Here is a 23,003-nt window from a genome sequence, read left to right on the forward strand (position 1 = left end):
CCGGTCATTACGTAAGCCGGCCACACTCCCCCCGCAAGAGATTGGACCTGCCCATGGCAACCACCTTCGACCTCATCCTGACAGGCGGCACGGTGATCAACCATGACGGCGAGGGACGGCGCGACATCGGCGTGAAGGCCGGACGCATCGCGCGGATCGGCGATCTCGGCCAGGCTTCGGCCGGCGAAACCATTGACTGCACGGGCCTGCACATCCTGCCGGGCGTCGTCGACAGCCAGGTGCATTTTCGCGAACCGGGGCTGGAGCACAAGGAGGATCTGGAAACCGGCTCCCGCGCCGCGGTGCTGGGCGGCGTCACCGCCGTCTTCGAAATGCCCAACACCAATCCGCTGACCACCAGCGAGGCAGCACTTGCCGACAAGGTGCGCCGCGCTACCGGCCGCATGCATTGCGACTTCGCCTTCTGGGTCGGCGGGACGCGCGACAATGCTCGTAATGTCGGCGAACTGGAACGGCTGCCGGGCGCGGCCGGCATAAAAGTGTTCATGGGCTCGTCCACCGGCGACCTTCTGGTCGAGGACGACGAAGGCGTCGCCTCGATCCTGCGCAACACCCGCCGCCGCTCCGCCTTTCATTCCGAGGACGAGTTCCGCCTGCGCGAACGGCTCGGCGAGCGCGTCGAGGGCGATCCGTCGTCGCATCCCGTCTGGCGCGACGAGATCGCGGCGCTGCGTTGCACGGAGCGGCTGGTGCGCATCGCCAGGCAGACACGCGCGCGCATCCATGTGCTGCACATATCGACGGCCGAGGAGATCGTCTTCCTCGAGCAGCACAAGGATGTCGCGACCTGCGAGGCCACGCCGCATCATCTGACGCTGAGCGCCGACGACTATGCGCGGCTTGGCACGCTCATCCAGATGAACCCGCCGGTGCGGGCGCCACGCCATCGTGAAGGCGTCTGGCACGGCATTTCGCAGGGCATCGTCGATGTCCTTGGCTCCGACCACGCGCCGCACACGCTGGCCGAGAAGGCGAAGCCCTATCCGGCCTCGCCGTCCGGCATGACCGGCGTGCAGACGCTGGTGCCGATCATGCTCGACCACGTCAATGCCGGCCGGCTCAGCCTGCAGCGCTTCGTCGACCTTTCCAGCCATGGTCCGCAGCGCATTTTCGGCATGGCCAGGAAAGGCCGCATCGCCGCCGGCTACGATGCCGATTTCACGATCGTCGACATGAAGCGGCGCGAGACCATCACCAACGCGCAGGCCGGCTCCAGGGCCGGATGGACGCCCTATGACGGCAAAGAGGTCACCGGCTGGCCGGTCGGCACCATCGTGCGCGGCACGCGCGTCATGTGGGAAGGCGAGATCGCGACACCCGGCCAGGGCAGGGCGGTGGAGTTCTCCGAGGCGCTGCCGGCCTGATCCCCCCGACATTGGATTTGTTAAGCGCTCTGCATTATCTTGGGTGGGCTATGACCGCGAATATTGCGCCGATCATTCCTGCGGAGTTTCCTGAGCTCCAGGCGCTCGCCTGGAACCGCGATGTCGCGCGCCCTATTCCCGCGAAAGAGGCCTTTGCGCTTTACGAACGCAACTGGCGCTTTGTCGACCAAAAGCGCCTTACGGCGCGTGAGAAGCTGCTTATCATGAAATTGGCCGACGAATTCGGTCACGGCATCCTTCTGACCACTGCCTGAGCCATCGCAACAATCCTCGGCAATAGGACGATCCGCTATGATCGTGTTTCTTCGCGCCCCCCTCTGCCCGGCAGGACAGAGGGGGGCGCTGTCCCGCCAGCCTTACCGAGTAAGGGCGAAATTCAATCCCCGGCGACGAAGAACAGCCACTGTCCCGTCGGCGTGATGCCGACGCGGTAGAAGATGTAGGCGCCGAACTGCTTCATGTCGTCATAGTCGCTGGCGGTGACCAGCTTGAACAATTCGACGCGCTGCCTGGCATCGAGCTTGTCGAGCGGCAGCGCGAAGAAATACGGCCAGACATAGAGTTCCTGCGGCGTGCCGGTGTCGACATGGACGTAGCCGGCCGAAAGCACCTCTTCCAGGATGGCGAGGATTTCCTGGCCGTCGCCGTCCCCCGAAAGGCTCTTGAGGAAGGTGACCGGGTCCCCATCGATGTCGCCCAGCGACAATTGGGTCATCGCCTCGCCCTTGCCGATCAGCGGCCTCAGCTTCTCGATGTCGCCGGTCCGGCAGGCCTCGATGAGGAGCCCGTGCATGCGCTTGACTGGTTCGGGAAGCGTGTTGAGGTCGTAGACGACCGCGGGCGGCGGCGCGTCAGGGTCTGCGCGTGGGCTGGTGATGCCGCCATTGGCGGGCGGCGTCTCCGGCTCCGACTTGTCGGTGTCGTCGGCCGGCTGGCCGTCCGCGGGCTTGGTGCCGGGCGGCTCCGGCATCGGCACGGCAGCGCCGGGCGCGACGCTGTCGCTATTGGCGGGCGGGGTGACCGGCGAAGGCACGTCCTCGCGCTGAATCTCGCTCAGCGCGTAGGAAGGCGTGCTGGTAAGGCACAGAGGCAGCGCCAGGCAGGAGGCGGCGATCAGGATGCTGAGGGCCAGCCCGCGCGGCCGACCTGACATCGAAAATCTCACCGCTTGCCTCTCCATGGTTCCCGGGCTCGGCCCGGCCGGCACATTGAATGTCCGAGCGCATGGACATGATGCCCAAACGGCGCGTCAAAAGTCACTATCAAAAAGTCGCTGTCAAAACGGGTGGCTAGTGCTTCAGCCGTTCCGGCTCGAACGCGCCGGCGATCACTTTTTCCCGCATGCGGTCGAGCAGGGCAAGCGCCGAGGTCTCGCCATTGGCGCGCAACATCTCGCCGAAAGCGGTCTCCAGCGCCGCTTCGGCGATGATTTCCGGTTCGATGCCCGCCGACAGGCCCTCGGCCCACGCTTCGCTGTGGCTCTCCACGGCAGTCAGCCGCTTTTCTTCCCTGACCAAAGCGTCGATGTCGCTGACACCATGTTCCATTGCGATATCCACTTTCTACAAGCGTCGATCCGACGAGGGATCCGGCTTGGTCTGTCAGTTCGTCCGCAGTCTCAATTAAGTCTTTGTAAATACGACATTTTTACGGTCGAAATCCACATTCCGGGCGAGACTGCCCTCAATTGATGCCGAGCTTAGCCGATTAGACCGGCTTGGGGCATCGAAACCTTCAGTTTGAGTTAATTCCACAACTGCGCGCTAACGTTTCATTAATACTGTTGCGCAAGTGCAACACATGATTGCACCAGAGCGGGACAGGACACAATAAGGCACGTCACATTGGCGCCGATTGCCCGCAACAAATCTGCCCAAAACGCGCAGCGGCCGAGCCGGGCTCAATTGCCGTAGCGGGAGGCGATGTCGCGCGACAGCGTCTCGCCTTCCTTCATGTAGCGCGCGATGGCCTCGGTCGCCGAAGGCGTGCATCGCGTGTAGGTGCCGCTGAAGGAGCGGTAGCCGCGGTTGAACGAGGCGATGAAGCGGGCGCGTCGGTCAGGATCGGGATTTTCCGATTCGAGCAGCTTTTCCATCTCGACCCGCCACTTGTCGCCCTTCTCGCCACACAGGTTGCGCAGGAAGTGCAGCGATCCCAGGACTTCCGCCAGCCGCATCAGCCCGGGCTCGAAAGGCGCCTCGGCGGCGGGCGCTGGGGACGCTGCGACGGTCATGCTGACGGCGAGGCACGCGGCGAGAAAAGCGGGAGCGCGGGTCATCAAAGCCTTGCGGTGAAAGGGCAGGGCTTTGTGGCGAAACATTTCGTCGCCCGCAAGGCCATTCTGGATGCTCACCGCCTTGTGCCTTGCGCTGACCCAAGCAATTCCTCGGCGACCGAGAACACGTCGCCCGCCAGCGGCATTCCTGCCATTTCCGCCAGCGTGTAGAACGCAGCGGTCTCGGCATCGTCGCTGGCAACGGGCTCGCCGCCGGCATAGGCAGCGCCGAACACGGTCAGCAGGTAGTCGACCGCGTGGTTTTCAGCATGGCCGTCGATAAGGATGTCGCGTAGCGGCCGGTAGCCTGTTGCCTCGAGCCCGGTCTCTTCCTGCAACTCGCGCGCCGCGGCTTGCGCCAGCGTTTCGCCCGGCTCGACCTTGCCGCCGGGATAGGCGTAGAGCCCTTGCGACGGTGCCCGCGCGCGCTTTACCAGAAGCACGGTGCCGCCGCGCACGACGGCGACGGAAACGGCCGGTATGATCTTGCGCTGTTCCATGCGTGCCGATCTTTCTGCAGCCTTTTGTGGATCGATTGGGCGAATCCAGCTTTAGCCGTTGCAGCCTGGCGGTTCCATCGCCACTTTCGTGGCACGTCAATCGAAGAACCCAGATCCATGTGCGGACGCTTTGCCCTGACCGCGACGCCGGACCAGACCGCCGCCTTGCTCGGCCTGGCGGAACTGGAGGAATTTCCGGCGCGCTACAACATCGCGCCGACGCAGCCGGTGCTTATGGCGCTTGCCGGGCCGCAACGGGAGCCGGGCTCGAACCTGCCGGACCGCCAGGCGATGCTTGTGCGCTGGGGCCTGATTCCTACCTGGGTCGAGGACACCAAGGCGTTTCCGCTGCTCATCAACGCCCGCTCTGAAGGCGTGCTGCAAAAGGCTTCGTTCAAGACTGCCATGCGCCACCGCCGCGCTCTGGTGCCGGCCTCCGGCTTTTACGAATGGCAGCAGTCGGGCGGCAAGAAGGGCCAGCCTTACTGGATCCGGCCGAAGCGAGGCGGGGTGATTGCCTTCGCCGGGCTGATCGAGACTTATTCCGAACCTGGCGGTTCCGAGATGGATACCGGCGCGATCATCACGACCGAGGCCAATGCCGGCATCGCCCATATCCATGACCGCATGCCGGTGGTGATCGAGGAGTGCGACTTCGCCCGCTGGCTCGATTGCCGCACGCAGGAGCCGCGCGACGTGCTCGATCTGCTGAAGCCTGCCGAGCCCGATTTCTTCGAGGCGATTGCGGTTTCAGACCTGGTCAACAAGGTCGCCAACATCGGGCCGGAGATTCAGGAACGGGGCGTCGTCGGGCCACAGGCCGAGAAGGTCAGGCGCCAGAAGCCCGGCGCGGACGAAAACCAGATGACGCTCTTTTAGCGAAGGCTGCTCGCCTCGAGAGGCTGCTTTGGGGCCTTCATCTCCAGGGCGCTTGTTTGCGCCCTCATCGCCGGCGTCCCGATGGTTGGGAACCGTGCCGGTCGTTCTTGTCAGGCGGCGCGCGGCGAGACGATCTTCTGCGTCGGCTTCTTCTTCTTCGCGGTGTGAAGAAGTGCTGCGACGATGGCCGCCGGGCCGATCGCGCGGTAGTGGCTGGCGAGAGCCGGCTGCGTTTGTCGGTCCTGTTCCTGCTTGGTGCGAGCCATGATTCTCTCCCTGATAACGGTTTCGTGTTCAGCGTTTGTCGGCTGATTCCGACCAAATCGTGACTTCTGGCGGTCTAGCCGGCGAATGTTTCATCACTGTGCCGACATGTTTAATAAAATGTTTCGGCCTGTCTTTACCTGTGACCCAACGACATGTTTCCTGAGCGGAGCGACTTGACGGCAACACCCGCCGGCGCGATAAAGCCGCCCATGAAAACGTCTTTCGCCATTTGTGGCATTTGCATTATTGGCTAGCCTCGCGCTGGTCCGGACGTTTTCGCCTCATCTTTCCCCAGATCGGAAAAAACGCCCCGGCCAGCAGGCTGGAGCCTGATTTGCGCCAACGGCGCAGAGCTGGTTCCAGTGAACCCAAATTAAGGACCGGGACCGCATGTCGGACGCATCGAAGGGCTTCAGCCTCTACAACACGCTGACGCGAGCGAAGGAACTTTTCGTTCCGATCGATCCGCACAACGTGCGCATGTATGTCTGCGGCCCGACCGTCTACGACTTTGCCCATATCGGCAATGCGCGTCCGGCGATCGTCTTCGACGTGCTCTTCCGCCTGTTGCGCCATCTCTACGGCGAAAGCCATGTCACGTATGTGCGCAACATCACGGATGTCGACGACAAGATAAATGCCAGGGCGCTGCGCGACTTCGGCGGCGACATCGCGGCCGGAAAGCTGTCGCTCAACGATGCGATCCGCAAGGTCACCGAAAAGACCGCCGGCCAGTACCACAAGGACGTCGCGGCCCTTGGCTGCCTTGAGCCGACCTACGAGCCGCGCGCCACCGAGTTCGTCGCGCCGCGGGCCGACGGCAAGGCCGACATGCTGTCGCTGATCCGGCAGCTGATCGAGCGCGGCCACGCCTATGTCGCCGGCGGCGAGGTGCTGTTCGACACCGCCTCGATGCCCGACTATGGCGAGCTCTCGAAGCGCAATCTCGACGAGCAGCAGGCTGGCGCGCGCATCGCTGTCGACGCGCACAAGAAGAACCCCGGCGATTTCGTGCTGTGGAAACTGTCGAGCCCGGAAGAGCCCGGCTGGGAGAGCCCGTGGGGCAGGGGACGGCCCGGCTGGCACATCGAATGCTCGGCCATGTCGGCCGCCTATCTTGGCGAGGTCTTCGACATCCATGGCGGCGGGCTGGACCTGATCTTCCCGCACCACGAGAACGAGATTGCCCAGTCGCGCTGCGCCCACGGCACCAAGGTCATGGCCAATGTCTGGATGCACAACGGCTTCCTGCAGGTCGAAGGCCAGAAGATGTCGAAGAGCCTCGGCAATTTCTTCTCGATCCACGAGCTGCTGGAGACCGAGACCTTTGGCGGCCGCGCCTGGCCGGGCGAGGTGCTCAGGCTGGCGATGCTGATGACACATTACCGCGAGCCGATCGACTTCTCCGTGCGCAAGCTGGAAGAAGCCGAAAACACGCTGCGCAAATGGAAGCGCGCCGCCGACCTCGCGCCTATGGCGGCAGAAGAATTGCCGGCCGAGGTGGTGGAAGCGCTGTCGGACGACCTCGCCACCTACACCGCCTTCCAGCGGCTGACGCAGCTCGCCGGCGAGGCAGTCGATGCCGGCGGCGACGTCGGGGGTGGCGCAGCCGCTTCGCTGAAGGCAGCGCTGGCCTTCCTCGGTTTCGATACGGGCGCGGCCAAGGTGGACGAGGCGGCGGTGGCAAAAGCGATCGCGGATCGTCTGGAGTTTATCGCTGCCAAGAACTGGGCCGAGGGCGATCGAATCCGCGAAGAGCTGTTGGCACAGGGGGTGCAGCTGAAAGACGGCAAGGATCCTGCCACCGGCGAGCGCGTGACGACCTGGGAGATCAAGCGGTGAGCGCGGATGTTCCTTTAGTGGAGAGGTTGGCGCGAGGCGCCCCCCTCTGCCCTGCCGGGCATCTCCCCCTCAAGGGGGGAGATCAGCAGCTTCGGCGACAGCGTCCCATCTCCAACGTTGGCGATTGGCGAAAGGCTAGGCGACATCCAATCTCCCCCCTTGAGGGGGAGATGTCCGGCAGGACAGAGAGGGGGGCCTCGCGATGACCCATCATCGGGTATCTCCCGCCAATCGCGGCAATGCGCGCAAGATGCGCAAGCAAATGACAGATGCGGAACTGAAGCTCTGGAACGAGATCAGGGCACATAGGCTCATGGGCCTGTCATTCCGACGCCAAATGCCTATCGCAGGATACATCGTCGACTTTGCTTGCCCCGACATAAAGCTGATCGTCGAGATCGATGGCTCTCAGCACACTCTTGCTGAAGTGTCGGCGTCCGATACTGCACGAACCGCGAAGCTCGAAGCTTTAGGCTGGACCATCCTGCGCTTCTGGAACGACGACGTGATCCGCGATATCGACAATGCCTGCCAGCACATCGTCATCGTGGCCGGCCTGGCCGATGCGCCCGCGCCACAAACGGAGGAGCTCGTCCCGTGATCGATCATCTCGGCATCAATGTCTCCAACTTCGAAAAGTCCAAGTCCTTCTACGACAAGGTGATGGCGCCGCTGGGGGCTTCGCTGCTTTACATGGTGCCGGAAGAATATACCGGCGGCGCCACGGTTGGCGGCTATGGCCGCGACCGGCCGGTGTTCTGGCTGAGCGATAGCACGGACAAGCCCAAATCCACCCAGCATGTCGCCTTCACCGCCCGCAGCCGCGCCGAGGTCGACGCTTTCCATGCGGCAGCGCTTGCCGCAGGCGGCAAGGACAATGGTGGGCCGGGCCTGAGGCCGCACTACCACCCCAATTATTACGGCGCCTTCGTCTTCGATCCCGACGGCAACAATGTCGAGGCGGTCTGCCATGATGCGGAGTAAGCCCATGACCAGGAGTGAGCGATGAGCCTCGACAACCGGCCGGTCTATACAGGCGGCTGCCAGTGCGGCGCCGTGCGCTTCCGCGTCGAGGGCGCGCTAGGTGACGCTTCGGTCTGCCACTGCCGCATGTGCCAGAAGGCGAGCGGCAATTTCTATCTGCCGCTGGTCTCGGTGCGCGGCGCCACGCTCGACTGGACGCGCGGCGAGCCGAAGCGCTTCCGCTCGTCAAACGCCGTCTGGCGCGGCTTCTGCGCCGAATGCGGAACGCCGCTGACTTTCGAGGCGCCGGATGGCACAGCAATGGCGATTGCCGCCTTCGATGATCCGACCGGCATCGCGCCCACCATCCAGTGGGGCATCGAAGCAAAGCTTCCTTATGTCGACGGTATCCCCAAACTGCCATCCGAGGACACGATGGCCGATATCGCATCTGCGCCTTACCTGGCCGAGCTCGTCTCCTATCAGCATCCCGATCACGACACCGACCAATGGCCGCCGGAGGAAAGACCATGACCGATCAAGTTCGAACAGGCGGCTGCCAGTGCGGCGCCGTACGTTTCCGCGTCCACGGCAAGCTCGGGCGCCCGTCCATCTGCCATTGCCGCATGTGCCAGAAACAGTTCGGCAATTTCTTCGGCGCGCTGGTGACGGTGCCGAAGGACGGCGTCGAGTGGACCCATGAGGAGCCGAGCTACTTTCAGTCCTCGGTCAACATCGACCGCGGCTTCTGCGCCCGCTGCGGCACGCCGCTGACCTATCGCCAGCCCGGCTCGCTGGAGATCGCCATCGGCGCTTTCGACGACCGCTCCGACCTCGCTCCGCAGATCCAGGTGAATTACGCGGTTCGCCTGCCCTGGGTGGAAAAGATCTTCGAGGCGCCGATCCTTGACGACCCCGACTTTTATCGGCGGCAGGAGCAGATCATCTCCTTCCAGCATCCCGACCACGAGACGGCCAACTGGCCGCAGCAGGGCTTGAAACTATGACGATCCACAGCGGTTCCTTGCGTACGCTCTACCCCGAGATCGAGCCGTTCGATTCCGGTATGCTCGACGTTGGCGACGGCCACACCGTCTATTGGGAGCGCTGCGGCACCAAGGGCGCCAAACCCGCGGTGTTCCTGCATGGCGGCCCGGGCGGCACCATCTCGCCGAAACACCGGCGCCTGTTCGACCCGAAACTCTATGACGTCATCCTGTTCGACCAGCGCGGTTGCGGCAAGTCGACACCCAACGCCTCGCTGGAGGCGAACACCACCTGGCACCTCGTCGCCGATATCGAGCGCCTGCGCGAGATGGCCGGCTTCGAGAAATGGTTGGTGTTCGGCGGCTCCTGGGGTTCGACGCTGGCGCTCGCCTATGCCGAGACGCATCCCGAGCGTGTCAGCGAGCTCGTCGTGCGCGGCATCCACACGCTGACCCGCGCCGAGCTCGAATGGTACTATCAGTTCGGCGTCTCGGAGATGTTTCCCGACAAATGGGAGCGGTTCGTGGCGCCGATCCCCGAGGCCGAGCGCGGCGACATGATGGCCGCCTATCGCAGGCGGTTGGTCGGGTCCGACCGCAAGGCGCAAGTGGAAGCTGCCCGCGCCTGGAGCATCTGGGAAGGCGAGACGATCACGCTGCTTCCCGAGCCCGAGACCAGCGACCCGTTCGCCCAGGAAGACTATGCGATTGCCTTCGCCCGTATCGAGAACCACTATTTCGTCCATGCCGGCTGGCTGGAGGAGGGGCAGCTTTTGCGCGACGCCTGGAAGCTGAAGGACATCCCCGGCACCATCGTCCACGGCCGCTATGACATGCCGTGCCCGGCGAAATATGCCTGGGCGCTGCACAAGGCCTGGCCGAAGGCGGATTTCCACCTCATCGAGGGGGCGGGCCACGCCTATTCGGAGCCCGGGATACTGGACCGGCTGATCCGGGCGACCGATCGGTTCGCGGGGAAATAGTGATGCACGTCGCTCTCCACGGCGAAGGATCGCAGCCTTTCGAGCTACAGCCATGATCAAGCAACGCCTTTATCTCTTCGACACGACCCTCCGCGATGGCCAGCAGACGCCGGGCATCGACTTTTCCGTCGAGGACAAGATCGCGATCGCCAGGCTGCTCGACGACTTCGGCATCGACTATGTCGAGGGCGGCTATCCAGGCGCCAACCCGACCGACACGACCTTCTTCCAGAAGAAACGGACTGAGAGCGCGAAATTCGTCGCCTTCGGCATGACCAAGCGGGCAGGGGTCTCGGCTTCCAACGACCCGGGGCTGGCGGCGCTGGTGCAGTCGAAGTCGGACGCCATCTGCTTCGTCGCCAAGAGTTGGGACTATCATGTGCGCGTTGCGCTCGGCTGCACCAACGAGGAGAATCTGGACTCGATCAAGGCCTCGGTCGAGACGGCGGTGGCCGCCGGCAAGGAAGCGATGGTCGATTGCGAGCATTTCTTCGACGGTTTCAAGGCCAATCCAGACTATGCGTTGGCCTGCGCCAGGACGGCTTATGAAGCCGGTGCGCGCTGGGTGGTGCTGTGCGACACCAACGGCGGCACGCAGCCTTCGGAAGTGCGCGAAATCGTCGGCAAGGTGATCGCGCACGGCATCTCGGGCGATTATCTCGGCATCCATGCCCATGACGATACCGGCCAGGCGGTGGCGAATTCACTCGCCGCCGTCGAAGCCGGCGTGCGCCAGATCCAGGGCACGCTGAACGGCATTGGCGAGCGCTGCGGCAACGCCAATCTCATCTCCATCATCCCGACGCTTTCGCTGAAGCCCGCCTTCGCCGATCGTTTCGAGACCGGCATTTCGGCCGAGGCGCTGACCGGAATCTCCAGGCTCTCCCGTGCCTTCGACGAATTGCTCAACCGCGCGCCGGAAGCGCAGGCGCCCTATGTTGGCTCCTCGGCTTTCGCCACCAAGGCCGGCATTCATGCCTCCGCTTTGGCCAAGGAGCCGGCGACCTACGAGCATGTGCCGCCGGAAGCTGTCGGCAATCGCCGCCGCGTCATGGTCTCCGACCAGGGCGGCAAGGCCAATTTCCTCGCCGAGCTGAAGCGGCGCGGCATCGACGTGCCGAAGGACGATCACCGGCTCGACGCGCTGATTGCAGTGGTCAAGGAGCGCGAGGCTGAGGGCTATGCCTATGAGGGCGCCGACGCCTCGTTCGAGCTGCTTGCCCGCAAGATGCTGCACGGCCTGCCGGAGTTCTTCAACGTCACCTCCTTCCGCTGCATGGTCGAGCGCCGCTTCGACGCCAACGGCAATCTGAAGACCGTCTCCGAGGCGATCGTGAAGGTCGAGGTCGACGGCGAGGAGAAGATGTCGGTGGCCGAAGGCCACGGCCCGGTCAACGCGCTCGACATCGCGCTGCGCAAGGATCTCGGCAAGTACCAGAGCGAGATCGTCGACCTCGAGCTCGCCGACTTCAAAGTGCGCATCCTCAACGGCGGCACCGAGGCCATCACTCGCGTCCTCGTCGAATCGCACGATTCCACTGGAGCTCGCTGGTGGACGGTCGGCGTGTCGGAAAACATCATCGACGCCTCCTTCCAGGCGCTGATGGATTCGATCGTCTACAAGCTGATGAAGAACCGCGAGATGGCGGGACTGGTGGCGGCGGAGTAGGCCGCCGCCCTTCCTCGCCCCCACAACGTGGGGGAGAGGTGTCCCGGCGCAGCCGGGACGGAGAGGGGGCGACCTTCGCGAAGCCAGAGTCGATGCAAGAGAGGGCGCGAGGTTGGTCACCAGAATGCTTACCCGAAGCGGTGATTGTCAGCCGCGGCGCTGACCCCTCTCCGTCCCGGCTTCGCCGGGCCACCTCTCACCACTCCGTGGGGCGAGGAACTTGCGCAGCCCGTTTGAACCATCACCAAAACTCCGTTGATCCATCATAATTTTGTGATGGTCTTGGGCGCTCCGCTGGGCCATAGCGTTAGGCCATGGTCACCGCTACAGCCGATCTCGATCAGGATGCCAAAGGCCGCCGCGGCTTCCTCCTGGCGCTTGGCGCCTATTTCCTTTGGGGGCTCTTGCCCTTCTACATGAAGGCGGTGGCGCATCTGCCGCTTGCCGAGGTGATCGCCAACCGCGTCGTCTGGTCGGTGCCGATCGCCGCGGCGGTGCTCATCTGGGCCGGACGCACCGCCGACTTCAAGGCGGCGATCCGCTCGCCGAAAAGCCTTGCCATGGCGGCGCTGACGGCGGTGCTGATCTCGATCAACTGGGGCATCTATGTCTGGGCGATCGCGGTCGACCGCACCGTCGAGACGGCGCTCGGCTATTACATCAATCCGCTGGTCAGCGTCGTCGTCGGCGCCGTTCTGCTCGGCGAACGGCTCGACAGGCTGCAGATCGCGGCGGTGGCGCTCGCCACGATCGCGGTGACGGTGCTCACAGTCGAGGCCGGCAAATTGCCATGGGTATCGCTGGCGCTCGCCTTCTCCTTTGCCGCCTACGGTTTTTTCCGCAAGACGCTGCCGATCGGCCCGAGCCAGGGCTTCCTGCTCGAAGTGCTTTTGCTGTCGGTGCCGGCGCTCTGCTACATCGTCTACCTGATCGCCACCGGCCAGGATCATTTCATCTCCAGCACGGGTGCCGACGCGGCCTTGCTGATCGGCTGCGGTCCGGTCACCGCAGTGCCGTTGCTGCTGTTTGCCTTCGGCGCCAGGCTGCTGCGCCTGTCCACCATCGGCATCATGCAATATATCGCGCCGACCATGGTCTTCCTGATCGCCGTGCTGATCTTCGATGAACCGTTCGGCACCACCCAGGCCATAGCCTTCGCGCTGATCTGGACGGCGCTGGCGATGTATTCATGGTCGATGTTCAGGGGCCGCGAGGTCCGCCAGCCGGAGCCCGCGATAAAGTAGCTTCCAGGGAAAGTTCGAGACAGTTTTCCGTCTAGGGTTGCATCAACCAGTGCAGGGGACTGATGTACGTTCTGCATATCGGCAACAAGAACTATTCGTCCTGGTCGCTGCGGCCATGGTTGCTGATGCGCGTCCTCGGCATTCCCTTCGAGGAGCGGCTGACGCCGTTCCCGAGCGGATCGAGTTTCGACCTCTACCGACAATTCTCGCCTAACGGTCGGGTGCCCTGCCTGGTCGATGACGGCTGGGCGGTCTGGGATTCGCTCTCGATCGTCGAATACCTGGCCGAACGCCACCAGGGCATCTGGCCGGCGGAGGCGAAGGCGCGCGCCTGGGCGCGCTCGGCCGCCGCCGAGATGCATTCGAGCTTCACCGCGATGCGCAATGACTGCCCGATGAGCTGCGGCGTGCGCGTCGCGCCATTGCCGATGTCCGGTACGCTGAAGCACGATATCTTCCGTATGGGAGATTTGTGGAACGACGGCCTTGCGCGTTTCGGCGGACCTTTCCTGGCCGGCGACCGTTTTGGTGCCGTCGATGCCTTCTTTGCTCCGATTGTATTCAGGGCGCAGTCCTATGGCCTGACTTTCGAAGGCGAAGCGGCTAACTATCCGCGGCGGCTGCTCGACCTGCCGGCCATGCGCGAATGGTACGCGGCCGGACTTGCCGAGACGTGGCGCGAGCCCGGCCACGAAGCCGAGGTCCAGGCCGCCGGCACCATCGTCGAGGATTTGCGGGGGACCGCCTGAAGCGCTACACGCGCCCCAGCCGTCGCACGAACATATAGATGATGCCGGCGATGACGACCGAGATCGCCGTCACCACCCAGAATCCCAGCGGCGTGCCGACCAGCGGCAATCCGCCGACATTCATGCCGAACAGCCCGGAGATGATGGTCATCGGCAACAGCACCGCCGTCATGACGGAGAGGATATAGAGCAGCTGGTTCGACTGCTCGGTCAGCTTGGCCATCAGCTCGTCCTGCAACAGGCGTGTGCGCGCCTGCAGTTGCTCGCCGTCGTGATGCAGCGTGTGCGCCCGGTGCGAGAGCCTGGTCGCCATGTCGTTGATGGGGTCGGGCAGTTCGTTGCGATGCGAATGGTCGAGATGGCGGAAGAGGCTGGTGAGCGTCGCCATCTGCCGGTGGATCAGCACCAGCTGCCGGCGTGCGTCGACCAGCGCCTGGCGCTCATTGTGCCATGCGTCGCACACGATGCGGTCCTCGATGCCGTCGAGCGTGTCGCCCATCTTGTCGAGCTCGGCCGCCATGCCGTCGAGCGACTGGCCCATCACCGCCTCGATCAGCTCGGCCGGCGTGCGGAATTTTCGCGCGCCGCTCTCCACCAGCTTGCGGATCTTGTCGACCGATTCCAGCGGCTGCTTGCGGGCGCCGATCAGCATCCTGTCGTTGAAGGCGAAGCGGAAATGGGTGAGCCCGCGCGCCTCGGCGAAATCGTGCCTGAGGTCGGGCAGGTCGCCATAGAGGAAGTCGTCCTCGAAATCGATCTGGCAGCCATGGCTGGGTGACAGGAACGCATCGCGCACCGGCGCCGGCAGGGCCTGCTCGGCGCCGATCTCCTGGCGGGCGCGCATGTCGGTGATCTGGTAGCTGCGCCAGCTCCAATGCGCCTCCGCTGGATCCTTGGTGCGGCTTCCATCGGCCTTGAAATGGTAGATGAAGAACAGCCCGTGCTCGTCCGGCAAATAGGGCGAGAGGTCGGTGCCTTCGGCGGGAAGGGCGATGTTCATGGCGGCTTCGCCGGCTCTTGATGCGGTCGGGGTCGCGGGGGGCGGCCACGGCAAACCTAGCATGGAGGTTGCCGCCTGGTGTGACAGTTCGATGACTACAGCTGCTGTCACTCTCGACAAGGCTGTCCTATCGTTGCTGGACAACCCGCGCGGCCGGCGGCGGTGCTGTCAACGGCAGCTCGCATCGTCCACTATGCCGTGGCCAGCCATTTGCGCGATATGGCGAAGGTCCTGAAGGATTTTGCGTCCATCGGGCGCCCGAATGCGTAGCCTTGCAGGATGTCGCAGCCGAGGTCCTTCAGGATGCGCGCATGTTCCATCGTCTCGACGCCTTCCGCCACGACGCCGATGCCGAGCGATTTGCCGATCTCGATGATTGACGATACCAGCCGCCGCTGCGCCGCCGAGCCGGTTATCGGCGTGACGAGCTGCCGGTCGATCTTGAGACGGCTCGGTTGCAGTTTGAGCAGGCTGACGACGGATGCATGGCCCGTGCCGAAATCGTCGATCTCGATGTCGATCCCGAGTTCTTTGATGTGCTCGATGTTCCAAGCGACAAGCTCGTCATTTTCGTCCAGGAAAATCGATTCCACGAGCTCGAATGAGACGGTTTCTTCCTTGATCGGCAGCTTGCGCAGGCCGTTGATGAGGTCTTTGTCCTCCAGCCTTCTTGCCGAGACGTTGACGGAAAAGCGCGGGATGTTGAGACCGTCGCGCGACCAGCGCTGGAAATTCTGCAGCGTTTGTTCGAGGATCATGCGGTCGATCAGCGAGACCACATTCAATTCCTCGGCCACTTTGAGGAAGATGTCGGGGGCGAGGATGCCGCGTCGTGGATGGCGCCAGCGAGCCAGCGCCTCGACGCCGACGATCTCGAGGGTCTTGGCATCGAACTGGGGTTGGTAGTAGGCGATGAATTCGTTGCGCTCCAGCCCGCCCAGGATCTCGTCCGCGGTCTGCTTGGTCCTGACGATCTCGCTCTGCAGCTCTTCGTTGAAGAACTCATAACGATTGCGACCGCGGCTCTTGGCTCGATAGAGCGCGAGATCGGCGTTGACCAGCAGCTGCTTTGCATCGACGCCGCTAAGCGCGGCAATCCCGATGCTGACTCCGAACCGGCATTGGTGGCCTTTATAGTCGACCGGCTGGCGCATCTCTTCGATGATACGGTCCGCGAGCGCGGCGAGCTCATTGTCATCGCGCCCTTGGCACACCACAACGAACTCGTCCCCGCCGATGCGCGCCACGAAGTCGCCTGCGCGGACGTTGGCTTTGATGACCTTCGAGGCATGCATGAGCATGGCATCGCCCGCCGCATGGCCGAGCGTGTCATTGATGTGCTTGAAGCGATCGAGGTCGAGATGCAGCAGCGCAGTGCGATCCTCGGGCGAATTGGCCAGCATCTCGTCGAGGTAACGGCGATTGGGCAGGCCTGTTAGCGAATCGTGCAGCGCAACATGCTCGATGCGCGCCTTGGCGGTCTTGAGTTCGGCATTCTTCGATTCCGACAATTGCCGTTCACGCACTAGATTCTCGTTGAGCAGAACGTCGCTGGTCACGTCCCATTCGGCCCCGACCATCTTCGGCGTGCCGTCGCTGTCCTGGAAGTAGCTTGCACGCGCCCGCACATGGCGGACGGTGCCGTCTGGGCGAAGCAGTCGATACTGCGACGAGTAGGGACCTTTTGCAGCCACGGCAAGGTCGAACTCGCGCTGTGCCCGCGCGATATCCTCGGGGTGGATCGCCAGTGCCCAGTCGTCGTAGCCGCGCGGCTTCCCGTCGGCGGGCTTGCTGTAGATCTCATTGACGCGATCGTCCCACAGCAACTCGTCGGTGACGAGGTCTTGCTCCCACACGCCGATGCCTGAAGCCTCCAGAGCCAGTTCCAGCCTCCCGGACAGGCGCCTCAATTCGGCATAGTTTTTCTGCCTTTCGCCGAACAGCCGTCCGGCCACCAGGATGGGCAGCACCACCAGCACAGCGGCGAGCGCCATGAGCGCCTGCAAGACCCGCTCATTCTTCGGCACGGTCGGCCAACCGCCCTTGGGGATTGCCGATATCTGCCAGGAACCGAACGGCAGCTGCACTTCTGCCGTCACCGGATTGTTCTTGACGATGTCGGCGCCACCAAAGAAGCGCTGGCCGCCACCGCCAAGCGCATCCTTTCCGGTAAGCGCCACATCTATGTCGAGACCGGGGTCGGTGAGGCCGCTTGCGGCGTAGAGCCGATCGATGTCGATAGCCGCCGAGACAAGGCCCCAGAAGCGATCGCCGCCCCCCGCTGTCGGCACGAAGACAGGGATCCGGCCGATGAAGGCGCGCCCGCCCTGCCTGAGGTCGACGGGACCGGCAAGCACCGATATGCGCTGGTCGCGCGCCCTAAGCGCCGCCAAGCGTTGCGCCTCGTTCTTGCGGTAGTCGAGCCCGATCGCCTTCTCGTTGCCCTCCATGGGATACATCAGCGAAATGACGAGATCCGGCGCGCCGCCAATGTTGCGCAGCTGCGATTTCTGCTTGAAGAGATTGGCAGCGAGGGAGGCAAATCTCTGCTGCCCCATATAGGGCTCGGTGACGATGGCCGAGACGAGGCCCTGAACCAGCTGGAGATTGCCGTTGATGTTTCCTTCCAGCTTGGCGCGGATGATGTTGACCTTGTAGAGGACGTCGGCGCGCGTGAGTTGATCGGAAACCGTTTTGTTCTGCTGGTCGACGAAGATCGCGCAGATCATGAGCACGACGAAGGCAATCGCCGCCGGCACGTTGGCGGAAGAGAAAACGGCCTGCCTGATACGACCGATGTTGAAATTTGTCGCGGTCAATTCAACCCGAATAGCTTTCCTGGGCGACGCTCCGTCGATCGGAGGACGATGCGCCATCGATCGGAGTTAAAGGAAAGTGCTTAAATTAGAACTTCCATGCCCGCCTCAAGTTGCGCCATTCGCGGCCTGGAGGCTTGCCTTGAGCCAACAAACTCAAGCCATGATTAACGCCGGCTAACCGGGCCGTTCATCGCGCAAAAATCGTGATCTTCCGTTGCCTCCAAAAAATTCTTTCCGCCCCCGGGGAATAAAGCCCGGGCCTTCCGGGTCTTGGCTGTAGCGAGGGCCATCCTCCCAAGGCACGCATCAACCTACCCGGAAGGAATACGCACATGAACAGAACCGCCTTTGCCGCAGTCGCCATCCTGGTTGTCACCGGCAGCGCCTTTGCCGGCAGCGACCACTTCTCCTGGACGAATGGCGGCCAGCAGGCTGCCGTCGTCGACACCACCACCACCGCCTCCATCGCGAGGCCCGAAATGGCCCGCCACGTCACGAAGCCGGCGGCCAGGATTGCTGCGGAAGAGCCCGGCCAGGGCATTTGGCGTCACTGAGCCGGCGGGACCGAAAGGTCCTCGCTCCGGAGCCCGGGGCGAAGGGTTCTGATCGCGGCGGGGAAGGCACGCCTCGCCGGGTCGGAAAACCACAAGTCCTGATCTCCTCGGCGCCGGTCGGTCTTCAGTCGGACCGGTCGGCGCCGGTTTCCGCAGTCTCGGCGGAGGGCAGCACCGGGCCCTCCGCCATTCCCTGCATGTCGCCCAAAAGTGCGCAGCGGTTTTGGGACAACGACATGCGGCAAACCAATGGACTACCGCCTGAAACCTGAAACAACCCGCAGCCATTAGAGGAGATTTCCGATGTTCAACATGACGCGTCGCATGGTGCTGGGATCCGCCGCCGCCGCTGCCGCCTTCGGCATTGCCGGCAAGCTGGAATTCGCGCCCGCGGCTTACGCCGAAACCCCGGTCGAGCCGCTGGTCGGCTTCTACAAATACAAGGTCGGCTCACTCGAAGTCACCGCGATCTATGACGGCATCTGGCGCAAGCCGCACGACCCGGCCTTCATCAAGGACGTGTCGATCGACGACACCAAGGCGGCACTCGCCAAGGCGGGACTGACCACCGAGTTCATGCCGATCCCGCTCACCGTCGTGGTGCTCAAGATGAACGGCCGCACCATCATGATGGACGCCGGCTCCGGCGTCGGCCAATGGCAGGCCAACGCCACGCATCTGCCGGCCAACATGAAGGCGGCCGGCATCGACTACAAGGCGATCGACACCATCATGATCTCGCATTTCCATCCGGACCATGTCTGGGGCCTGATGGAAAAGGGCACCAACGATCCGGTGTTCCCGAATGCCGAGCTGATCGTCAACGCCACCGAGTATAATTGGTGGATCGATCCGAGCCGGCTGGCCAAGCTGCCCGAGGGCCGCAAGCCCGCGGGCAAGCGCATCGCCGAGAACTTCCCGAAATGGAAGAACTGGAAGCTGGTCGACGACGGCACTGAAGTGGTGCCCGGCATCCGCCTCATGGCGGCGCCCGGCCACACGCCCGGCCATTCCGTCTACCATGTCGATGGCGGCTCCGAGCAATTCCTCGTCTCGGCCGACACCATGTACGTGCCGGCGCTGCTCGCCCCGCATCCCGAATGGCAGGGCGCCTACGACCAGGACGGGCCGATGGCGATCGCCACGCGCCATAAGATCATCGACCAGGTGATCGCCGACAATATCCGCATCTGCGGCTCGCACTTCCCGTTCCCCGGCACAGGCAGCTTCGTCAAGGACGGCAATGCCTACGCCTTCACCCCAACCCAGATCTGATTTGAATCGGATCCTGAACAGAAAGCGACAGCTACAATGAAACACGCACTTTTCGCGGTGCTCGGTGCCATTGCGGTCTTGACCGCGGCCCCGATCGCCATCGCCGTTCCGGCTTATGCCGTGGACGACATCGAAGGCGCCGACGCGCCGGACCTGACGGCGGTGAAAGCCAAGATCGAGGCCAAGGACTATCAAAGCGCGCTGGCCGAGCTGCGCGACCTCGCGCAGGACACGCAGCAGGCCGACGTCTACAACCTGCTCGGCTTCACGCTGCGCAAGACCGGGGACTACCAGACCTCGCTCACCTACTACACCAAGGCGCTGGAGCTTCAGCCCGACCACAAGGCGGCGCATGAATATCTGGGCGAGCTCTATGTCGAGACCGGCGACATAGCCAAGGCCAACGAGCAGCTCGCCTCGCTGCAAAAGCTCTGTCCGGCCGGCTGCGAGGAGCTTGCCGATCTCAAGCAGGCGATCGCCACCAAGGTGACGAAATAGGCGGCTCGCAAGAGCTCGCCACCTTTTGGGCGCCACGGCGGTAGCGCCCGAAAACCGGAGCCGGCGTTCCTCTCCCTCGCGCCGGCTCCGATCTTTCAATCTCAAGCGCACCTGCATGGACGCGGGCGACCGCCCATTTTCCAAACTGCCTGTTTCCAAAGACTGGAGCCGACTATGACACCGATCAGACTTGCCGAAAAACTTCACGCCAGCGACGTCGTCCTGCTTGCCGGCCGGCTGCTGCTGTCGCTGATCTTCGTGCATGAGGGCCTGCAGCTGGCGACCCATTTCGAGGCTGCCCAGAAGGCGATGGCCGCGCTCGGCGTCGGCACGCCGCTGCTTCTCGCCACCGTCGCGTTGCAGCTTGGCGCCGGCCTGTCGGTGGCGCTCGGCATCCTGGCGCGGCTGGGCGCGATCGGGCTCGGCCTGTTCTGCCTGATGACGGCCGGCCTCTTCCACACCAACTTCGCCAGCCAGAACGAATTGCTGCATTTCGAGAAGGACCTCGCCATTGCCGGCGGCATGTTCATCCTGGCGCTCAGCGGCGCGGGCGGGCTGTCGATGGACAGGATGCTGACTGGGTTCGCGAAGGACACCAAGATCGATCCGCCCGTCGAGCAGCATCCGTCGGTGGGGGAGACGAGCTTGCCGGTTTGAGACGCGGGTCCGCGTGAGGTGAGGCGGCCTCACAACACGCTCGTGATCCCGCCATCCACCAGCAGCGTCTGTCCCGTCACGAAGCTTGCCGCATCCGACGCCAGGAACACCGCCGCGCCCGCCAACTCTTCGACATCGCCCCAGCGCCGCATCGGGGTGCGGCCGGCGAGCCAGGTCGAGAATTTCTCGTCGGCGACCAATGCTGCGTTGAGCTCGGTCTTGAAATAGCCGGGTGCGATCGCGTTGACGCGCACGCCATGCTGGCCCCATTCGCCGGCCATCGACTTGGTCAGCATGGTGATGGCGCCCTTGCTCGCCGCGTAAGGCGCGATCGAGGGCCGGGCGAGCGCGCTCTGCACCGACGACACGTTGATGATCACGCCCTTGCGGCGTTGGACCATGCCCTTCACCGCGGCGCGGCTCACCTTGAAGACACCGTCGAGATTGGTCGCCATCAGCGCGTCCCAGTCGGCGTCGGAAAAGGTCTCGAGCGGCGCGCGGCGCTGGATGCCGGCATTGTTGACCAGGATGTCGATCGGCGCGGTGCCGGCTTCGCTCGCCGCGATCGCCGCGTCGACCGACTGCGTGTCGGTCACGTCGATCAATGACTCCGCTACCGTGTAGCCCTCGGCGCGCAAACGGTTGCCGGCGGCCTTCAACTCGTCGGCCTTGCGGCCGCCGATGGTGACGCGTGCGCCCGCGGCAGCCAATGCCTCAGCGAAAGCGAGCCCCAGCCCGCGGCTGGCGCCGGTGACGAAGGCATGCCGGCCTTCAAGGCCGAAGAGACGGCCGAGATAATCAGTCGAACGCAATTTGCACCTTCATCGATTGCGATTTGTCGCTGGCCAGTTTGATCTTGCGGGCCTCGGCGAGCGGCAAAGTGTTGCTGAGCAGGGTGCCGGGATTCTTCCTCGCACAGCTAGCAGCAAAGCCCGGCTCCATTCAACCGATTCATCTGATAAATCGGACTAACAAGCGGGCTGTGCCGCCCTGGCAATTAGTCGGTGCGGTCGATCCCGCACGTGTAACACTCGGCGGCAGACTCGAACGGGCCGGGACAAATGGCAGGCAACCAGACCTCATCGGTGACGATGACATAGCCAACAGTCTTGGCCGCGAGATACTCGGCGGGCTGTTTTCGCCCGGCGCGACGCTGCTTGGCGAGGAAGAGATCTGCGCCCGCTTCGGCGCCAGCCGAAGGGCCGCGCGCGAGGCGGTGAAGATCCTGTCGGCCAAGGGCCTGCTGCTCACCCGCCCCCGGCGCGGGTCGCGCATCCGCCCGCTGAAGGGCTGGAATTTCCTCGACCCTTCGGTGCTGGGCTGGTTGCGCGCCAGTGCCACCCCGCGCCATTTCATCATCGAGCTTCTGCCGCGCTCTCGGCAGGCATTGGCATTCAGGCGGCGGCTGGCCGCCTTGGCTTGCGCAAAGTCTTGACGCCGGCCATCTCGACGAAGTTGGTCGCCGACTCCCACAGGTAATCGCCATAGAGGAACGGCGCGAAGTCGCTGGCGCCTCTGATCGGCAGCGGCGCGATCTCGGCGTCGACGCGCGGCTCATAGAAGAAGGGAATGGAGTAACGCGCCGTCTTCGGCGCGATCACCCGGTGGCGCGTCGCCTGCACCACGCCGCCCGTCCAGCGTTCCAGCAGCTGGCCGAAATTCACCGCCAGCGAGCCGTCGGCGGGCGCCACGTCGATCCATTCGCCGGCATGGCTCCTGGCCTGCAGGCCTTCGACGCCGTCCTGCGCTAAAAGTGTCACGAAGCCGGAATCGGCATGCTCACGGCCGATGACCAGCCGCCGCTCGCCTTTGTGCATGACCCAATATTCAGGCTTCGACAGGTCGACCGCGCCGTCCTCGCTGCGCAGCGGATAGCGGATCAGCCTGAGCGTCGAGATGCCGCCCCGGAAATGGCCGTCGAAAATACCGTCCTCAAGCCCGAGGCTGCGCGCGATCGAGCCCATCAGCGCCGCGCCGACCTTCTCCATCGAGCGGTAGTAATGCGCGGCGGCCGCCTTCCACCCTGGAACATCGGCCTCGGCGGGAAGCGGCGTGCGCTCGAGCAGCGGATCGTCGGGCGCGAACCCGGCGTCGGCATGGGCGATGTCTGGCCCCATGTCGATGCCTTCCTTGTAGGACACCGCGGTCGGCTGCAGCGGGAACCAGCCGCGATAATAGTTCGATTTCGACGGGTCGAAATTCCAGCGCAGCAGCTTCCGCTTTTCCGCATCGGGCAAATCGAAGATCTTCAGGAGCTCGCCGCGCCGCTCGCGCGTCAGAAGCTCCGCGCCCGGAAAGCCGCGCGCAGTCATGAAGCCGATGCCGGAGGCAGCAGTGAAGATCTGGCGGTCGGCCTCGTCGCGTGCGGGCGAAGTCGGGCCGAACAGCGGCGCGATGTCGATGGCGGGGATAGTGTCACTCATCTCATGATCCTAGC

At 63.9% G+C, this 23,003-nt stretch carries 26 protein-coding genes; 17 read left to right on the forward strand and 9 right to left on the reverse strand.

Annotation, left to right across the window (positions count from 1 at the left end; genetic code table 11):
- Positions 1-53: 53 nt before the first annotated feature.
- Together LB523_RS17780 and LB523_RS17785 are read left to right on the forward strand one after the other, a co-directional pair.
- Positions 54-1,385: a dihydroorotase gene (locus LB523_RS17780; protein ID WP_224605343.1), complete on the forward strand. Its 1,332-nt coding sequence runs from the start codon at positions 54-56 to the stop codon at positions 1,383-1,385.
- A 50-nt stretch (positions 1,386-1,435) separates the two neighbouring features.
- Positions 1,436-1,660 carry a hypothetical protein gene (locus LB523_RS17785; RefSeq protein ID WP_095766953.1) on the forward strand — a complete coding sequence of 75 codons (225 nt, stop codon included), beginning with the start codon at positions 1,436-1,438 and terminating at the stop codon, positions 1,658-1,660.
- A gap of 122 nt (positions 1,661-1,782) precedes the next feature.
- Here LB523_RS17785 and LB523_RS17790 read toward each other — a convergent pair whose 3' ends face one another.
- The 4 genes from LB523_RS17790 to LB523_RS17805 form a co-directional block, all read right to left on the reverse strand.
- The gene (locus tag LB523_RS17790; RefSeq protein ID WP_224605347.1) at positions 1,783-2,571 is read right to left on the reverse strand and encodes a hypothetical protein; all 789 of its coding nucleotides are present in this window, start codon (positions 2,569-2,571) and stop codon (positions 1,783-1,785) included.
- A gap of 124 nt (positions 2,572-2,695) precedes the next feature.
- Positions 2,696-2,953 carry a hypothetical protein gene (locus tag LB523_RS17795; RefSeq protein ID WP_040984202.1) on the reverse strand — a complete coding sequence of 86 codons (258 nt, stop codon included), beginning with the start codon at positions 2,951-2,953 and terminating at the stop codon, positions 2,696-2,698.
- A gap of 353 nt (positions 2,954-3,306) precedes the next feature.
- Positions 3,307-3,684: a TIGR02301 family protein gene (locus LB523_RS17800; RefSeq protein ID WP_224525208.1), complete on the reverse strand. Its 378-nt coding sequence runs from the start codon at positions 3,682-3,684 to the stop codon at positions 3,307-3,309.
- Positions 3,685-3,755: 71 nt separating this feature from the next.
- The gene (locus LB523_RS17805) at positions 3,756-4,181 is read right to left on the reverse strand and encodes an NUDIX hydrolase (RefSeq protein ID WP_224605350.1); all 426 of its coding nucleotides are present in this window, start codon (positions 4,179-4,181) and stop codon (positions 3,756-3,758) included.
- A gap of 117 nt (positions 4,182-4,298) precedes the next feature.
- Between LB523_RS17805 and LB523_RS17810 the strand changes: the two genes are divergently transcribed.
- A complete protein-coding gene (locus LB523_RS17810; RefSeq protein ID WP_224605352.1) occupies positions 4,299-5,060 on the forward strand; it encodes an SOS response-associated peptidase in 762 nt (253 codons plus the stop codon).
- Positions 5,061-5,170: 110 nt separating this feature from the next.
- Here the strand turns inward: LB523_RS17810 and LB523_RS17815 are convergent, their stop codons facing one another.
- Positions 5,171-5,326: a hypothetical protein gene (locus LB523_RS17815; RefSeq protein WP_095766957.1), complete on the reverse strand. Its 156-nt coding sequence runs from the start codon at positions 5,324-5,326 to the stop codon at positions 5,171-5,173.
- Between the two features lie 391 nt (positions 5,327-5,717).
- Between LB523_RS17815 and cysS the strand changes: the two genes are divergently transcribed.
- The 9 genes from cysS to LB523_RS17860 all read left to right on the forward strand — a co-directional run bounded on the left by cysS (position 5,718) and on the right by LB523_RS17860 (position 13,763).
- Positions 5,718-7,169, forward strand: coding sequence for a cysteine--tRNA ligase (gene cysS / locus LB523_RS17820; RefSeq protein WP_224605353.1), 1,452 nt, complete (start codon positions 5,718-5,720; stop codon positions 7,167-7,169).
- 202 nt (positions 7,170-7,371) lie between these two features.
- Positions 7,372-7,770, forward strand: coding sequence for an endonuclease domain-containing protein (locus LB523_RS17825; RefSeq protein WP_224605355.1), 399 nt, complete (start codon positions 7,372-7,374; stop codon positions 7,768-7,770).
- Positions 7,767-8,153, forward strand: a complete 387-nt coding sequence (locus tag LB523_RS17830) for a VOC family protein (RefSeq protein WP_224605357.1) — start codon at positions 7,767-7,769, stop codon at positions 8,151-8,153. Before LB523_RS17825 ends, LB523_RS17830 begins: the two co-directional genes overlap by 4 nt.
- Before the next feature lie 21 nt (positions 8,154-8,174).
- Entirely contained in the window at positions 8,175-8,666 is a 492-nt protein-coding gene (locus tag LB523_RS17835) for a GFA family protein (RefSeq protein WP_224605361.1), read from the forward strand.
- The gene (locus LB523_RS17840; protein WP_095767181.1) at positions 8,663-9,139 is read left to right on the forward strand and encodes a GFA family protein; all 477 of its coding nucleotides are present in this window, start codon (positions 8,663-8,665) and stop codon (positions 9,137-9,139) included. Before LB523_RS17835 ends, LB523_RS17840 begins: the two co-directional genes overlap by 4 nt.
- The gene (gene pip / locus LB523_RS17845; protein WP_224605364.1) at positions 9,136-10,101 is read left to right on the forward strand and encodes a prolyl aminopeptidase; all 966 of its coding nucleotides are present in this window, start codon (positions 9,136-9,138) and stop codon (positions 10,099-10,101) included. The genes LB523_RS17840 and pip overlap by 4 nt, the downstream gene beginning before the upstream one ends.
- A gap of 52 nt (positions 10,102-10,153) precedes the next feature.
- Positions 10,154-11,770: a citramalate synthase gene (gene cimA, locus LB523_RS17850; RefSeq protein WP_224605367.1), complete on the forward strand. Its 1,617-nt coding sequence runs from the start codon at positions 10,154-10,156 to the stop codon at positions 11,768-11,770.
- Positions 11,771-12,084: 314 nt separating this feature from the next.
- The gene (rarD, locus tag LB523_RS17855) at positions 12,085-13,014 is read left to right on the forward strand and encodes an EamA family transporter RarD (RefSeq protein ID WP_224605368.1); all 930 of its coding nucleotides are present in this window, start codon (positions 12,085-12,087) and stop codon (positions 13,012-13,014) included.
- Positions 13,015-13,076: 62 nt separating this feature from the next.
- The gene (locus tag LB523_RS17860; RefSeq protein ID WP_224605371.1) at positions 13,077-13,763 is read left to right on the forward strand and encodes a glutathione S-transferase; all 687 of its coding nucleotides are present in this window, start codon (positions 13,077-13,079) and stop codon (positions 13,761-13,763) included.
- 4 nt (positions 13,764-13,767) lie between these two features.
- On the opposite strand, the gene LB523_RS17865 is transcribed toward LB523_RS17860, so the two are convergent.
- Together LB523_RS17865 and LB523_RS17870 are read right to left on the reverse strand one after the other, a co-directional pair.
- Complete coding sequence (locus LB523_RS17865) at positions 13,768-14,763, reverse strand: transporter (protein ID WP_224605388.1); 996 nt, start codon at positions 14,761-14,763, stop codon at positions 13,768-13,770.
- 191 nt (positions 14,764-14,954) lie between these two features.
- Complete coding sequence (locus LB523_RS17870; RefSeq protein WP_224525207.1) at positions 14,955-17,492, reverse strand: EAL domain-containing protein; 2,538 nt, start codon at positions 17,490-17,492, stop codon at positions 14,955-14,957.
- Positions 17,493-17,914: 422 nt separating this feature from the next.
- Here LB523_RS17870 and LB523_RS17875 point away from each other — a divergent pair, with 422 nt between their 5' ends.
- The 4 genes from LB523_RS17875 (at position 17,915) to LB523_RS17890 (ending at position 20,566) form a co-directional block, all read left to right on the forward strand.
- Positions 17,915-18,136: a DUF680 domain-containing protein gene (locus LB523_RS17875; protein WP_224605391.1), complete on the forward strand. Its 222-nt coding sequence runs from the start codon at positions 17,915-17,917 to the stop codon at positions 18,134-18,136.
- Between the two features lie 303 nt (positions 18,137-18,439).
- Positions 18,440-19,411 (forward strand): MBL fold metallo-hydrolase, encoded by a 972-nt coding sequence (locus LB523_RS17880; protein WP_224605394.1) that lies wholly within the window; start codon positions 18,440-18,442, stop codon positions 19,409-19,411.
- A 36-nt stretch (positions 19,412-19,447) separates the two neighbouring features.
- Positions 19,448-19,909, forward strand: a complete 462-nt coding sequence (locus LB523_RS17885) for a tetratricopeptide repeat protein (RefSeq protein WP_224605397.1) — start codon at positions 19,448-19,450, stop codon at positions 19,907-19,909.
- A 174-nt stretch (positions 19,910-20,083) separates the two neighbouring features.
- The gene (locus LB523_RS17890; RefSeq protein WP_224605400.1) at positions 20,084-20,566 is read left to right on the forward strand and encodes a DoxX family protein; all 483 of its coding nucleotides are present in this window, start codon (positions 20,084-20,086) and stop codon (positions 20,564-20,566) included.
- A gap of 29 nt (positions 20,567-20,595) precedes the next feature.
- On the opposite strand, the gene LB523_RS17895 is transcribed toward LB523_RS17890, so the two are convergent.
- Complete coding sequence (locus LB523_RS17895) at positions 20,596-21,378, reverse strand: glucose 1-dehydrogenase (protein WP_224544109.1); 783 nt, start codon at positions 21,376-21,378, stop codon at positions 20,596-20,598.
- A 23-nt stretch (positions 21,379-21,401) separates the two neighbouring features.
- Between LB523_RS17895 and LB523_RS17900 the strand changes: the two genes are divergently transcribed.
- Positions 21,402-22,001, forward strand: coding sequence for a FadR/GntR family transcriptional regulator (locus LB523_RS17900; RefSeq protein WP_224605434.1), 600 nt, complete (start codon positions 21,402-21,404; stop codon positions 21,999-22,001).
- On the opposite strand, the gene LB523_RS17905 is transcribed toward LB523_RS17900, so the two are convergent.
- On the reverse strand, positions 21,961-22,989 hold the full coding sequence (locus LB523_RS17905; RefSeq protein ID WP_224544107.1) for an isopenicillin N synthase family dioxygenase: 1,029 nt from the start codon (positions 22,987-22,989) through the stop codon (positions 21,961-21,963). The two genes, LB523_RS17900 and LB523_RS17905, sit on opposite strands and share 41 nt — an antisense overlap.
- Between the last annotated feature and the right edge of the window lie 14 nt (positions 22,990-23,003).

The organism is Mesorhizobium sp. ESP-6-4, assembly GCF_020164735.1.
Classification (GTDB): domain Bacteria; phylum Pseudomonadota; class Alphaproteobacteria; order Rhizobiales; family Rhizobiaceae; genus Mesorhizobium.